This is a genomic window from Candidatus Neptunochlamydia vexilliferae (assembly GCF_015356785.1).
In the GTDB taxonomy this organism is placed as follows: Bacteria; Chlamydiota; Chlamydiia; order Chlamydiales; family Simkaniaceae; genus Neptunichlamydia; species Neptunichlamydia vexilliferae.
Genome location: NZ_JAAEJV010000054.1, coordinates 1 through 13308, shown reverse-complemented (window position 1 = coordinate 13308; position 13308 = coordinate 1). Strand labels below are relative to the sequence as shown.

Annotated in this window: 14 protein-coding genes; 7 read left to right on the top strand and 7 right to left on the bottom strand. The window is 47.7% G+C overall.

What is annotated here, in order from left to right; all coding sequences use genetic code 11:
• Positions 1-188: 188 nt before the first annotated feature.
• Genes NEPTK9_RS07845 through NEPTK9_RS07830 form a run of 4 tightly spaced genes read right to left on the bottom strand, consistent with a single transcriptional unit; the run spans position 189 to position 3996 of the window.
• A complete protein-coding gene (locus NEPTK9_RS07845; protein WP_194848281.1) occupies positions 189-983 on the bottom strand; it encodes an RluA family pseudouridine synthase in 795 nt (264 codons plus the stop codon).
• Positions 965-2437, bottom strand: a complete 1473-nt coding sequence (locus NEPTK9_RS07840) for a leucyl aminopeptidase (RefSeq protein ID WP_194848280.1) — start codon at positions 2435-2437, stop codon at positions 965-967. Before NEPTK9_RS07840 ends, NEPTK9_RS07845 begins: the two co-directional genes overlap by 19 nt.
• A complete protein-coding gene (gene ssb / locus NEPTK9_RS07835; protein ID WP_194848279.1) occupies positions 2437-2913 on the bottom strand; it encodes a single-stranded DNA-binding protein in 477 nt (158 codons plus the stop codon). The genes NEPTK9_RS07840 and ssb overlap by 1 nt, the downstream gene beginning before the upstream one ends.
• A gap of 48 nt (positions 2914-2961) precedes the next feature.
• A complete protein-coding gene (locus tag NEPTK9_RS07830) occupies positions 2962-3996 on the bottom strand; it encodes an Lpg1974 family pore-forming outer membrane protein (protein WP_194848278.1) in 1035 nt (344 codons plus the stop codon).
• A 163-nt stretch (positions 3997-4159) separates the two neighbouring features.
• Between NEPTK9_RS07830 and NEPTK9_RS07825 the strand changes: the two genes are divergently transcribed.
• Positions 4160-6058 carry a hypothetical protein gene (locus NEPTK9_RS07825; RefSeq protein ID WP_194848277.1) on the top strand — a complete coding sequence of 633 codons (1899 nt, stop codon included), beginning with the start codon at positions 4160-4162 and terminating at the stop codon, positions 6056-6058.
• Here NEPTK9_RS07825 and lgt read toward each other — a convergent pair.
• Entirely contained in the window at positions 5994-6836 is an 843-nt protein-coding gene (gene lgt, locus NEPTK9_RS07820; RefSeq protein ID WP_194848276.1) for a prolipoprotein diacylglyceryl transferase, read from the bottom strand. The genes NEPTK9_RS07825 and lgt overlap by 65 nt on opposite strands.
• Positions 6837-7055: 219 nt before the next feature.
• On the opposite strand from lgt, the gene NEPTK9_RS07815 reads away from it, so the two are divergent.
• Entirely contained in the window at positions 7056-7457 is a 402-nt protein-coding gene (locus NEPTK9_RS07815; protein WP_194848275.1) for a 23S rRNA (pseudouridine(1915)-N(3))-methyltransferase RlmH, read from the top strand.
• Here the strand turns inward: NEPTK9_RS07815 and NEPTK9_RS07810 are convergent.
• A complete protein-coding gene (locus tag NEPTK9_RS07810; RefSeq protein WP_194848274.1) occupies positions 7448-8797 on the bottom strand; it encodes a Fic family protein in 1350 nt (449 codons plus the stop codon). The two genes, NEPTK9_RS07815 and NEPTK9_RS07810, sit on opposite strands and share 10 nt — an antisense overlap.
• A 318-nt stretch (positions 8798-9115) precedes the next feature.
• The gene (locus NEPTK9_RS07805) at positions 9116-9610 is read right to left on the bottom strand and encodes a hypothetical protein (protein ID WP_194848273.1); all 495 of its coding nucleotides are present in this window, start codon (positions 9608-9610) and stop codon (positions 9116-9118) included.
• Positions 9611-9840: 230 nt separating this feature from the next.
• On the opposite strand from NEPTK9_RS07805, the gene NEPTK9_RS07800 reads away from it, so the two are divergent.
• The 5 genes from NEPTK9_RS07800 to NEPTK9_RS07780 all read left to right on the top strand — a co-directional run.
• Complete coding sequence (locus NEPTK9_RS07800; protein ID WP_320412058.1) at positions 9841-10908, top strand: PIN/TRAM domain-containing protein; 1068 nt, start codon at positions 9841-9843, stop codon at positions 10906-10908.
• Positions 10908-11276 carry a holo-ACP synthase gene (gene acpS / locus NEPTK9_RS07795; RefSeq protein WP_194848272.1) on the top strand — a complete coding sequence of 123 codons (369 nt, stop codon included), beginning with the start codon at positions 10908-10910 and terminating at the stop codon, positions 11274-11276. The genes NEPTK9_RS07800 and acpS overlap by 1 nt, the downstream gene beginning before the upstream one ends.
• A gap of 66 nt (positions 11277-11342) precedes the next feature.
• Positions 11343-11597 carry a type II toxin-antitoxin system HicA family toxin gene (locus NEPTK9_RS07790; protein ID WP_194848271.1) on the top strand — a complete coding sequence of 85 codons (255 nt, stop codon included), beginning with the start codon at positions 11343-11345 and terminating at the stop codon, positions 11595-11597.
• On the top strand, positions 11597-11920 hold the full coding sequence (locus NEPTK9_RS07785; RefSeq protein ID WP_194848282.1) for a type II toxin-antitoxin system HicB family antitoxin: 324 nt from the start codon (positions 11597-11599) through the stop codon (positions 11918-11920). The genes NEPTK9_RS07790 and NEPTK9_RS07785 overlap by 1 nt, the downstream gene beginning before the upstream one ends.
• Positions 11921-12065: 145 nt before the next feature.
• On the top strand, positions 12066-13308 hold a 1243-nt coding region (locus NEPTK9_RS07780), incomplete at its 3' end, for a hypothetical protein (RefSeq protein WP_194848270.1).

Here is a 13308-nt window from a genome sequence, read left to right as displayed (position 1 = left end):
AACAGGAACAGATTATACAGAAATTACGCAGTTAATCTGAGAGAGGTAAAGCGGCAAAGATAATTGTCGCTAACCGGCAAAAATAGTTGACGCAAAACATAAACGTACTATGATAGGAATCTCCATCCTCGCTATTCTAGTGCTAGGCCTTGCTTACTACTACTTCAGACCAACAAAAGCCCCTGCCCTTACCGATCAAGTAAAAGCTTAAAGCCCTTTGGAAGAGGTGCAGTCACCTGCACCTTCTTCCCTGTCTGTGGGTGGGGAAAGGTGAGGCGGTAGGCATAGAGGCATAGGCGATCGATCTCTGGGGAAAAGCTCACCTGCCGCCCATATTGAAGATCACCGAGGATGGGATGTCCCATCTCGGCCATATGGACCCTAAGCTGGTGGGTGCGCCCCGTCTCGGGATGAAGCTCGATCAGGGAACACCCCTTCTGCTTCTTAAGCACTTTCCAATGGGTAATGGCAAGTTTTCCATTGCGGGCCGAACCGTAAAGGGTCTGCCCCTGAAACGCCCCTTTCTTCACTAAGGTATTTTCAATCGTCCCTTCTGTTTTGCGGGGGATCCCCTTCACTAAAGCAATATAGACCTTTTTCACCTCCCGCTTTTTAAAGGCGGCTTCGAGCGCTTTTTTGGCTGGAAGGGTACGGGCCATCAGAAGCACCCCAGAGGTTCTCTTATCGAGGCGGTGAACGAGGTGGTGGCCGGGAGGGGCGGCAGTTACGATGCCAGAGGGTTTATTAAAGAGGGTAAAGGTGGGCTCTTGACGGAGGATGGTGAGAGAGGGGACCTCGGTTTTTTTAGGAAGACGGAAGGAGACTTTGTCCCCTTTTTTTAGCTTGGTGGAGGCAAAGCGCTCGAGGGTTCCGTTCACGCGGCACCCTCCTTGCTCGAGGGCCTGCTTGATGGCGCGGCCAGATAGGTTGGTTTTCTCCTTGAGGAAGTTGAGGAGCGGTATGTCTACTTTGATGACAAACATTCAATCATTTCGATCAGAAGGCGGATCCCAAATCCTGTTGCCTGAGAGAGGTGGTAGTGCTCAGGAGCGTCGATAAAGCCTGTCCCTGCGATATCGAGGTGGATCCAGGGGGTCTTTTTTTCGACGAACTCTTGAAGGAAAATGGCGGCGGTGATGCACCCAGCAGCCCGCTTTTTTCCTGCATTACGGATGTCAGCGATACTCGAGTCCATGAGGCTGCGGTACTCGGGATCCAGGGGCATCCGCCACACTTTTTCACCGGTTGTCTCCCCTGCTTTTTCGCACAGTTTGGCAAGCGTATCGTTATTGGAAAAAAGGGCTGCTCGCTCTTCCCCAAGGGCAACGACAGCGGCTCCGGTCAGGGTCGCCATGTCGATGATGCGGTTTGGCTTAAATCGCTTTTGTCCATAGGAGAGGGCGTCGGCAAGGATAAGCCTTCCTTCGGCATCGGTATTGGTAATTTCAACCGTTTTTCCGCTGTGGGCGCGATAGACATCGCCTGGCTTATAGCTATGGGCATCCATGGCGTTTTCTGTTGCGGGAACAACGGCAACGATATTGACCTTGAGCTTGAGGCTGGCGGCAGCTTGGATCAACCCAATGGCTGCTGCTCCTCCTCCCATGTCGGTCCGCATATCTTCGATAAAGTTGGTCGGCTTGAGGTTGAGTCCTCCGGTATCAAAGGTGACCCCTTTCCCCACAACCATTGTGAGGTCATCGGAGCGGGGTGCTCCTTTATACTCGAGCATGATAAGGGCAGGATCCATGGAGGAACCATTTCCCACAGCAAGAAGGAGTCCCATCTTCTCTTTTTCAAGCGCTTTTTTGTTGAGGATGGTCGCTTTAACCACGGGGAAAGCCGTGGCGATTTTTTCGGCCTCTTTCCCTAAAGCTTGGGGGGTGATGTCAAGGGCGTTCCGGTTAATGAGGTTCCGCGCAAGGTTCACACCACTTAAGATTTTTAAGGTTTTGGCTGGAATGGTTTTGTTTTTGGCGCCAATCAGGTTTGCCTTCTTAATGAAGAAAGGCTTTTTTCCCTCTTTGGACTTCCACTCATCGAAGACATAGCTGCTGAGTGCGATCCCCTCGGAAACGGCGCGGGTGACGTCGTCAACGGCGAGTTTGGGATGTTTGGGGAGGAGGAAATTGACGGTGGGCCATTTTTTATTTTGGCACCGCTTCATCGCCGCAGCATAGGCCCTACGGAGCCCCTCCATTGTGCAGCTCTCCTCTCCAAGACCGAGGAAAAGGAGTCGCTTTTCGGTTTTGCCGGTCAGGTAGGCAAGCATGGTTGCCCCTTCTTCGCCGTTAAAGTCTCCGGCTTTGAGGATCGGGGTTACCGCTCCTTTGAGGTCGGAAACAGTGGCAGCAAGAACTGCCCCCTTTTTCGTTTTGAAACAGGGGACGACAACAAGGTCGGCTTTAGGCCGTTTGGAAGGGGTTGCAAAATCCATTAAAAGGGTATCTCATCCTCGCTAAAGGCAGAAGAGCTAGCTGGTTGTTCTCCTTGTCCTTGTTGAATAGGAGGTTGCTGCTCGGGAGCGCTGCTATAGGCGGGGGTTGCCTGTTGCTCTGAAACACTGCTGCCATAGGTTGAAGTTGTTTGTTGCTGGTCTCCTTTTCCGAAAGGAGGAAAGGAGATGTTATGCGCAACAAAATCAAGAGAGATTTGGGGCTGCCCATTCTTATCGGTATAAATCTCGGGTTTACGCATTTCCCCCATCAAAACAATAGCGCTCCCTTTCTTGAAATAAGAAAGAATTTTGTCGAGGTGCTCTCCCCAAATGGTGACCCGCCACCAAAAGGTGTGGTCTTGTCCTCCCCGTCTTTGGTTGCTTGCCACACGGAGGGTGGTCACTTTTTGTCCTGAGGAAGTGAAACGGACTTCGGGATCGGCCCCGAGATGTCCCATAATAGTCATGTGATTCATGGTTTAGCCTTGGGTTCTACTAAAGTTCTTATTATGCCAAGTAAGTGATCAAAAGTCAAAACGAATTCCTGCATTGAGTCCGGTATAGGTCAAGTCTCCATGGTAGGTCGAGTCTTTTGCAAACCGGAACTGGTACTGGTTCCAAAAGTATTGCCCTTCCCAACCGAGGTTAAACCCTAGCAGGTAGTGATTGGAAAAACAGTGGGTCCAGTTGAGCCCAATGGCAATAGCTCCAATCGCCCGCTGCCTTGAGAAGCTATCGTGCTTGGCAGTGATTCTTCCTCCTGCGGAGGTTGTTTGTTTAAACTCTTGGTCATAATTTCCGTACACAAATGCAATGGAGCTATTGCTAAAGATTGAGAAGCCCCACCCAAGGTGGAAAGAACCATCGACGCCCACCTGAGGACCCACTCCCCAGTAATCAGCCTTATTTTTAAAGCGAACAGAAGAAAAGCTAGAGGTTGGACCTGTAACACTTTGGTAATTAACGGCAGTATCCATATCGATCCAGGTCCCTTTAAGTCCCATAAAAGGTCTTACAGAAAATCGGGGACCTATAAAGTACTCATATCCCATGTTAAGGTCGAACATATTTAGACGGGTTTGCCATTGGATTTTGCCACTATCTGCGCTCGTAATGACAAGAACCCCGTTCTCAGAGATTAAGTCTTTCGTTGAGATAAGGCTTCCTGAAGTCCTAGAGTTTCCTGTTTGGTCTGTGGCGTCGGTATAGTGATAGGTCCACTTTAAAAATAGGTCAGCCCGCTCTTTTCCAAAGTCGTAGCCAAGGCTTAACCGGACACCGGGATCAAACGAAAAATCGGGCTCTCGGATCTTAGTACTTGCAACAATAGGGGGAACTAAAGAGATCGTTGTTCCCGATTTAAAGGCATAGTCAAGGTTACCCATCTGAGCACGCCACCATAAAAACTCCCCTTTAAGAGAGAATCCTCCGTCCATACAGGAAACGGCATTATGGCCGTTAGGAGCTGCAGGAGCTGGGAAATGGATATTTTTTGTCGGATCATTACAGAAACCGATATTGGTTAGAAAAATCATACAGGCTAGCAAGAACGTCTTCATGAAAACACCTCTGAAAATTAGTTTTAATCTCCCTTCTAAATTTTTTTGTTGTTTTTTGCAAGAAAAAGCTTGGAAAAAAATAATTGGAGTTGCCATAGAAGGAATCAAGTGTTCAAATAAGCGGGTCTTTTTTATGTCAGGTCTTTATCAGCCAAATGATGAAATGAATCAAGCCGATTACCGTTTTATAGAAGGGGGGACTCCCCTTTACCCGATCGATGAGGCAGAAGATTTTTATGACCCCTTTTCCGATTTAAGCCTTTTCCTTTCAAAGAAGATTAAGGGGGAGATCGAAGAGTCGGGAAGCTCAAAAAGTTGGTCTGGAAAGATTGAGGTAAATCTCCTTGCAAAAATCCTCCCTGAGTTTAAGGAAAAATTTCCCAAGTACCGTTTGGGCGCTTCTGCTCTTAAAAAAATGTGGGAGAAGGTCTCTTACTACTATGAAAAGATCCAGGGGCAGCGGGGTGCCGTCAAAGAAAATGGGGCGTTGAACCTCAAGTATATGATCCGGGAGAATTTAAAAGCGGAAACAGCCCCTTACCACCTTCCCCCTTACACCATTGCCGAACATATCGCTGTCAAGCTCTCAGAATGTATCGCTACCTTTGAGGGAACCCGCCCCAAAGTGGACCATCTGACTAAGATTGTCTGGGCAGTTCAAAAACATCTCCTCAAAGGGTTGAGCTCTTTTCAAGCAAAAAGTCCCTATGATGAGTATGATAAGCTCGATAAACTGATCGTTAAGACGCAACTAGAAACATCTGCTTCAGAGTACGCGTTCAGGGGGTGCATTCCTAAGGAAAGTGGAGTAGGTGCTATAGATTTTGCACCAAATGACGACCCCATAGCCGCAGGCGCTATAGGGGAAGAATGCGGCGCAAAAGATGTGGTGCCTACTTCCGCTTTACTGGGAATTGACTCCCTGAATGCGTGCTCTTTAGAACCCGGTCTTTTGAAGAGGGAAATTCTCAAAACTTTGAGCTCTTATAACGAAGTGAAAACACTCGCTAAAAAAAACGAGCTTACCTCGACCCTTTCGATGATTTTGGCTGAAAAGCTCTACCATAGCTCTTTAGTTACCTGCCACTTTTCCTTAAAGGAGCGGAAAGAGATCGAAAGTTTTGTCCGTAACCAGATCGAAATGGGAAAGTTTAACCAAGAGTTAACAAGTGATGAGCACCGCGTCGAGCTGATCCAAAGAATCTTAGCCCTTTACACCATTGCCGCAGCTCTTCCCAAAAACGTGAGCGAAAAAGAGCTCCGCGCCATGATCGGTCATATTGGAAAAGAGGGGATGCTCCCTCCCGACCTTGATCAGGCTCTTTTTGTCTTTATCAATGCAGAACTTCATCTGATGGGCGATGCCGCTTCCGAAGATGCCATTTTTGTAGCTTATAAGCAGGCCATAACACTGCCCTGCTTAAGTAAGTCCCAGCTCGAACAGTTTGAGCTTCTCATCTGGAAAATGATCGAAGAGGGAGGGGCCCCTCTCTCCCATATCCCTCTCGATCTTCTCGCCCTTTTAGAAAAAGAGCTTGCCAATGTCCTCATCGACAACCCCAAGCAATCGTTCCGGATGATCATCAGCAACACTGTCCAGTTCTTCAAAAAGGTAAATGCCCTTCATTTCGATGAAGAGACGGTGCAGGAAAAGGTCGATACCTGGGTGGCCCAAAACGATATGCTTATCCGCTCGGTCCACTTCGACCCCAAAACTCCCCTCCTGAGCTTCCTAGAAAAAGAGTGGCAAACGCTCCGCCTCACCGAGGACGAGGTGAACCATGAAACCTTTATCGATCACATGAAACGAGAAGCTCCCAAACACTATCCCCTCCTCGCTTCTTTTGAGGAGCAGCTTGAAAAGCGGCTGTGGATTCTCTACAAATATCTGTGGTATAATCTTCTGACCGACGGGAGCCAGTCGACCTACGACCGGTTTATCTTGTGGCATAAAACCCTCCTTAAAGGGCGTCATCCTGAATGGACGAAGGAAAAGCTTACCGAGACTCTAGAAAAGTTGTCTGATCAACTTCTCCCCTTCGTTCCTTCCAAAGCAGTATAATCCCGAGAAAAACAAGCGGAATCGAAAGCCACTGCCCCATTGTGAATAGGTGTTCTCCAAGGAGGTGGCTCTGCTCTTCTTTGAGAAATTCCACCCCAAAGCGGAAGGCAAAAACCGCCACAAAGAAGAGTCCTGCCAGCCGTCCCGTCTGAGCAATCATGCGGGGAAAGAGCTTCCAAAAGGTTAAAAACATCGCAAAGTAAAAGAGCGCTTCATACAGTTGCGCGGGGTGGCGGGGCGTCGGCAAGCTCCCGTCGATCGGATGGCCAAAAACAACCGCCCAAGGAACCGTTGTCACCGTCCCCAAAACCTCTTGGTTCACAAAGTTTCCCAAACGGATCAGGGTTCCCACCAAAAGGGCGGGAACAACAATCAGGTCAACCGTCCGCAAAATCGATACCTTCCGCTGCCTAAAGTAGAAGACGGTGAGGGCGATAAAAATCCCCACAACGCCCCCATGGCTGGCGAGTCCCCCTTCCCACGTCTTTAAGATGTCGAGGGGGTGCAATAAATACTCACGCAAGTTCTCATAAAATAGGATGTGGCCAAGGCGGGCCCCAACCACCGTCCCAATGATGACATAGACGGTCAGTTTTTCCGAAAAGCGAACCGCCTCTTTTTTGTCCCAACCTTGAGCCTTTCTAACAAGAGAAACCAATAGGTAAAAGCCGAGGAAGAAGCCGATCGCAAAGAGGATCCCATACCAGGCAATCGGTCGGTTGATCAAGGGGATCGTAAAGGCGATGGGGTCGACATCCCAAAAGAAATAATTATCCATTGCACTCTCTAACAAAATTCGAGTATCATTATACCTCTGGGTGTCACCTACTGTCAACTGCTTGAATTTTTCTTTTTCTCCAGGTCCAGATGGGCAAAATGACCCCTACTTTATCAAAGTATGTGGTCATTTTGCCCCCTTGAACCTGAAAAAAAATCGAAAATCCCTTCAATTGACATATAAGTGGCAACCAGAGGTTGTACCAAACTAGGAAAAAAGATGCTAAAAATAAAAATAATTTCTCCCGGAAAGACCAAAGAGGCATGGCTCGATGCCGCCCTTGCCGAGTATGAAAAGCGGCTTACTGGAACGGTCGCCATTGAGTGGGAACTCAAAGAAGCTCTACCCAAGGAGCCCTACATCTGCTTAGATCCAGGGGGGCAAACGTTTACCTCCCCAGCCTTTTCAAAATTTCTCTATCAGGCGTGGGAACGAGGAGGTTCTCGCCTTACCTTTATCATTGGAGGCCCCGACGGGCTAGCTCCCAAGGTTCTTGCTAAAGCAAGCCACACCATCTCTTTGTCGCCCCTTACCTTCACCCACCAATTTGCCCGCCTCATCCTCCTCGAGCAGATCTACCGCGCGGTCCAAATCGAAAAAGGAACCGGTTATCATAAGTGATCTTTTGCAAGCCAGCCCTCTAGCTGCTCTGGAGTAATCCCTAATCCTGCAATCCGAGTTCGATCTATGAGCTTAAGATCTTCAAGGACATCTTCGATAAAGGCTGCTCGATCTTTTTCTTGAATGAGCCGAGCTCCTTCAAGAGAAATATACTCTTTCATTTGTATTCCAGTGAGACCCTTAAGAATAATCTCCCGAATAACAGCACGCCGCTCTTGCCGATACCGAACACGTATCTCGTCAAAACCGATCGATTCAGCTGCAGCATCATAAATGGCACATGTTCGCATATAGGAAAAAATATAGAGGTCTAATAAAGGACGAATATCTTGAAGTTCATAGATTGCAATAACAGCAGAACTATAATCATCTCGATCAACATCATTAAATGAAAGAGGAACAAGGTTTCCTTTGATCAATGGGATATTCGAGTTAAGGCGAGCCGTCCGTTTGTTAACATCTATGAAAGCCTGAAGATAACTAATATGCACAAGAAGAAAAAAACTTTGTTCATAAGGATCCATAATCAAAGTCCCTTTTCGAGCAATTTTTTCTAGTTGCCTTTCTAAAGTTTTGGGGTCTTCATAAGGCACATAGGTTGAACCCGTGATGCGGACGCCATGCGCTCTTACTTTTCCCCCATACCCTTGTCCTAAAAGCCCATCGGAAAGAAGATAATGAAGTGTACAAATCGTTTCATAAGAAACTTCTAAACGGTGTGCCGTATCAACTAAATAACGAATGGCCTCTTTGTGGTTAAGGATCATGACTTTTTCTTCATCAAGCTTTCCTTGAGCACTCTCTCCTTCCAAAACAAGCCGTTTTGTATCGAGAAGGGAATAGGTGTTCCCTTCTAATCTAGAAGAGTTATACGAAAGGTCAATAAGTAGCCTATTAAAAATCTGATGAGCATAAGTCCCTGCAGGATCTCTTCCTTGGCTGCGTGTCCCTGCCTTTAAAAGTTCCGCTCGAAAACTTTCGGGGATATAATAAGTGACATTAGGCTCGTAAGATTCCAACCATTCGTCGATATAAGAGATCGGGTGACGCTCATAAATTGGACTCCTAATCTTGCCGACTACTTTCATACTTTCAACCCTAAAGCAGCCACCTCCAGCTGAGGAACTCCTCTTATCTCGATGAATAACTTTATATTTTGCCCCCCGCTTATCTCCAATCTTTTCTAAAAGCCCTTCTTTTATCATCTCTGCAAGCCATCTCCGAACGCTACGCCCCACATAACCATCACCCAGTTTCCCTAGAAGTTCTTTCAAACTAATCGGCTCAAACTCTTGGCTGAGCTGATGAAGAACCGCTAGTTTTTTATCAGGGGACCCCATAAAACCACCTTATTCTAGTAACCTGAATTTCGATTTTATTTCACTCAACCTCAGGGGATTTTAGCTTTCTTTTCTCCTTTTTGATCTCGGAAAGGGCCATTTAGACCCTTACCTTCGATCCAAAAGAAGAAAATTTAAGCAAAACTCCCTCTGGAGCCGAGCAAAATAAACCCGAAATTCGGGTTAATATGGCCAATATTATCAGAAATTGGCCATTTTTTCAAGTTATTGGCCATTTTTCTATTTAAACTCTAATTTATTGGCCATTTTCGGTCAAGAAAAAGGGTTATCGGCCATTTTTTTGGCCAATAACTCGATTTATTGGCCAACTTGGGCAGGAGCAAAAGCAGCGCGGAGATAGAGCATTGCCCCATTAATGAGAGCGGCGCCGATGGTAAAATCGACAAATCCCTTCACGTCTAGAGGGAGGGAAAGAAATTTAAAGACCATCCCCATCCCCATCATTCCGCCGATGAGAAAAAAGTAGCTTTTGGGGTACATCTCCTTAAGAGAAATCGGCGAAGGGTAGGAGCGGATCCGGTTGACGATCCGGTTCACTGTTTTTTTCAAAACAACGCGCCCTTTAAAAAAGCCAACAAGAAGCGCCAGGCAAATCAATATAAGAGCTCCTTGCTTAGGATCGTTTGAAAAGCGCCCCATTTGCTGAATAAGAGAAAATCCTTGATGGGTTCCCGCAAGAACGGCATTTCCCCCTTCTACGAGGTAACCAATTCCCTTCGTGAGGAGGAGAATTCCCACCCCAAACCAAAGGAGTCCGGAAAAAAGAATGGCATTGCGATGAGAAAGCTTCATAAAAATTCCTTCACTTGTTATAAGGCTACTACAAGTTAGAAATTTAATAAAGGAGGCCGTTGCATTAACTGCTTTGACCAGATGGCAATGAGATTTTTTAGATAAAAACTTCTCCGGTTAGCGAGGCCAGCTCCAAAAGAGCTGGTTGAGCTGGAGGAAGGGTTTTTAGCAAAAAAGATCATTCCAGCTGGTTCAAATGAGTTATTCAACGTCCTCCAATGGAGTTTTACGTGAACCTCTCTCTTATTTTTATCCGGATTTTTTTTACTATCATCTCAGTCCTTTTCATGACCATCTATATGGTTTCCCGTCCTGAAGGGACCCTCACGACCAAGGCGCTCATTGGCGTTGGAGTGGGTATTGCCTTTGGCGCTGCTTTGATGTTTTTTGACCGAGTCTTTCGAAAGTTCACCCTCCGCTCCTTTAACATTGCGATCATCGGTCTTTTCATCGGTTACCTGATGGGGCAGGCACTTGTCCTCCTCTTCGACGCAATCCTCGACTTTAGCTCGATCTCTTTTACCCTAGAACCTGTCACCCTCGAAATCGTTAAGCTGGCCCTTTTCCTCTTTGGAACCTACCTCGGCTCGATCATGATACTGCGAGCTGCCGACGAGCTTTACATTAGCGTACCGTTTGTGAAGTTTGCCCCCACAGCGCAGAAAAAGCGGGACCTCTTAGTGGACGCGTCGGTCCTTTCCGATGCGCGGATCATCGATGTGTGCTCAACAGGGATTCTTGATAAGCACCTCGTCATCCCTCGCTTTATCATTAGGGAGCTTTATGCCCAAACCGAAACGGGAGATGAAACGACAAAAATAAAAGCTCGCCGCTCCCTAGAAGTGATTAAAAAAATGGAAGATCTTGAAAACCTCGGCCTCCGCTTCAATGATACCGACTTCCCTGAAGTCAAAGATACGACCAGCAAATTCATCCGCCTGGCCCGCCTTCTCGATGCCAATATGATCACCGCTGACATCAGCCGGGTCCAAATGGCCTCGATCGAAGGGGTGCAGATCATCAACCTTCACACACTCTCCAACGCCCTCAAACCCCTGATGGAAACGGGCGAGATGATCAAGATCAAGGTGCAGCGGTACGGAAAAGAGCCCCGCCAAGGAGTGGGCTACCTCGATGATGGGACGATGGTCGTCATCAACGGCGGTGGCAGCTTCATCGGCGAGGTGATCGATGCGCAAGTCCTCTCGGTTAAGCACACCTCATCAGGGCGGATGATCTTCTGTAACGCCCTTGACGCCGACCTCGAAGAAGGAGAAAAGCGTACTGGGGACGAGTAATGATCAAGGGGATCGGCAATGACATCATCGAAATCGATCGGATCCGCAAAACGATCGATGAACATGGAGCCCGCTTCTACCAAAAGATCTTTACCGAGAAGGAGCTTGACTACTGCCTTGCCCATAAAGATCCCGCTACTCCCCTAGCGGGCCGCTTCTCGGCAAAAGAAGCGATCGCCAAGGCCCTTGGGACCGGCTTCGGGAAGGCAGTCTCCTTCCTCGACATCGAGATCACCAACGATGAGCTCGGCCGCCCCATCGTCGAGTTTACCGATGTGTTGAACGAAAACTTCAATTTCCCCCAAATTCTCATCTCTATTAGCCATTGCAAGCAATATGCAGCAGGTATGGCTATTTGGGTTGGCTAAAAAACTCAAAGACAGACATTTATATTTTTATTGACAAATAGTACTAAAAAATGGTACCATTAAAGTATGAGTAGAAAGCATAAGCGCACACTCGAGCTGGTCTTTAAGGAGCCTGTCCAGGCAGGAGTGCCCTGGAAGGACGTAGAAGCTCTATTAAAAACTCTGGGAGCAGAGATTTCCGAAGGATCTGGCTCTAGAGTAAGGATTGCTCTCAATGGAGTAAGGTCAGTATTTCACAGAACTCACCCCAGAAAAGAGACAGATAAAGGAGCTTTGCGCGATATGAAACGCTTTCTCATAGCAGCAGGAGTAAAACTATGATGAAGTATAAGGGTTATTTAGGAGATGTCACTTATGACGATGATGCTGAGATCTTTCATGGATCGGTTGTAGGGATTAAGGATGTTGTGACATATCAGGGTCGCTCCGTAGATGAGCTTAAGCAAGCCTTTAAAGATTCAGTGAATGACTACCTAGAGTTTTGCAAACAGCGGGGAGAAAAACCTGATAAACCCTACTCTGGGAAGTTTAATCTCAGAATCTCTCCAGAGCTGCATGCTAAAATCGACATAGCAGCAAAAGAAGAAGGCGAGAGTCTAAACAACTTTGTATCAAGAACACTTCGAAGAGCTGTTGGCGAATAAACCTCGAGGCTGTAGCGAGGACGTTATGACTAGAGATCTCTTTGGTTTTAATCTCTTGATCGAAAATCTACTTGCTAAAATATTTAATCGTTCTATAAATTGATTTTTCATAAAATAAAACCCCCTCCAACCCAAGGAGAATCCCATGTCTTCCTCCAGTTCCAGCTCCAACCAGGTCCTTTCCAGCTACATCTCGGACCGCTCTGCCCTCGCCCTTGCCATCCAAAGACTCTCAGACAAGCACGATCCTCTAGAAACCACCATCGCCAAGCTCATCGAGAGGGGAGTTGACCCCGATTGGCTCCAAAACATCCATCGCCCAGAAGCGCTCTTCACCGCCCTCTTCTTCTCACAAACCCCCACGAAATCAGGAGGCTTTTTTAGTCGCCGCTCCAAAAAAAGCCCCGAAGGAGCCGAGACCCGCCTCAATACCCTCTTAACCAAAAAAATCACCCAAAAATATCCCAGCTTCCAAACCATCGACCAAGAAATCACAAGACTCGAAAAAAGTGCAAAAACAAGAACCGACCTCAAAAACCTCCAAAAAGAGATCAAAACCCTCATCAACCTCTACCACCAATTCAAAAAAGAGGTCCTCACACAGACAGCCAACAAACGGCTCGAAACAATCACCGGTCCCATCCTCCTCCACCAACCCTCCGGCCCCACCCTCCAGCTTCCCCAAAAACTCGGCAGACGCCTCTGCTCCCTCGGCAAATATGGCCAAAACAAAAAACAAAACGCCTATGGAGCCAGCGCCGTCATGGAGCACCAAGGGATCTTCCTCAAAAGAGAACAATTCAACCCCCTAAGCCCCGGAGAAGAATTCCTCGTCAAATCCTTCTCCAACCTCCTCTCCCCCACCCATGGAAGCGCCGCCACCCTCCTTTTAAAAATCCAAAACATCTGGATCCAAGACCCCATCTCCCAAAAACACACCAACAACCCCCTAAGAAAAAAATACATCCAAACCCACCTCGAAAAACAAACCCTCACCCACCGCAAAATCTTCAAAAACTTCACAGCCGCCGAAAAAAAAGCCTACCCCTTCAACTACGAGCGCACCTCCCACATCCTCCAAGCCTCCATCGGAGTCCCCGGCAAAAACCTCAGAGAATACATCGAAACCAACCAAACCCTCACCAACATCACCCAAGAAAGCGCCACCATCCAACTCCTCCTCACCCTCCTCCTCCGCTTAGGAGACGCCCGCAGTGACAACTTCATGGTCACCCAAGAAAGCAACCACCTCCGCCTCATCGACTCAGACCCCATCTGGCAACCCTACCTCCTCCCCCACAGCGGAGAACACAAACTCACCGTCCGCTCCACCACCCTCCTCCTTCCCCATATGGACAACCCCGCCGACCCCACCATCTGCCAAACCC

Bases quoted from the DNA above. Each gene is read 5' to 3' on its own strand.
- NEPTK9_RS07785 (WP_194848282.1), top strand. From the start codon at position 11,597: ATGAAGTATAAGGGTTATTTAGGAGATGTCACTTATGACGATGATGCT.
- lgt (WP_194848276.1), bottom strand. From the start codon at position 6,836: ATGGATAATTATTTCTTTTGGGATGTCGACCCCATCGCCTTTACGATC.
- NEPTK9_RS07830 (WP_194848278.1), bottom strand. From the start codon at position 3,996: ATGAAGACGTTCTTGCTAGCCTGTATGATTTTTCTAACCAATATCGGT.
- ssb (WP_194848279.1), bottom strand. From the start codon at position 2,913: ATGAATCACATGACTATTATGGGACATCTCGGGGCCGATCCCGAAGTC.
- acpS (WP_194848272.1), top strand. From the start codon at position 10,908: ATGATCAAGGGGATCGGCAATGACATCATCGAAATCGATCGGATCCGC.
- NEPTK9_RS07790 (WP_194848271.1), top strand. From the start codon at position 11,343: ATGAGTAGAAAGCATAAGCGCACACTCGAGCTGGTCTTTAAGGAGCCT.
- NEPTK9_RS07840 (WP_194848280.1), bottom strand. From the start codon at position 2,437: ATGGATTTTGCAACCCCTTCCAAACGGCCTAAAGCCGACCTTGTTGTC.
- NEPTK9_RS07805 (WP_194848273.1), bottom strand. From the start codon at position 9,610: ATGAAGCTTTCTCATCGCAATGCCATTCTTTTTTCCGGACTCCTTTGG.
- NEPTK9_RS07810 (WP_194848274.1), bottom strand. From the start codon at position 8,797: ATGGGGTCCCCTGATAAAAAACTAGCGGTTCTTCATCAGCTCAGCCAA.
- NEPTK9_RS07815 (WP_194848275.1), top strand. From the start codon at position 7,056: ATGCTAAAAATAAAAATAATTTCTCCCGGAAAGACCAAAGAGGCATGG.
- NEPTK9_RS07825 (WP_194848277.1), top strand. From the start codon at position 4,160: ATGAATCAAGCCGATTACCGTTTTATAGAAGGGGGGACTCCCCTTTAC.
- NEPTK9_RS07845 (WP_194848281.1), bottom strand. From the start codon at position 983: ATGTTTGTCATCAAAGTAGACATACCGCTCCTCAACTTCCTCAAGGAG.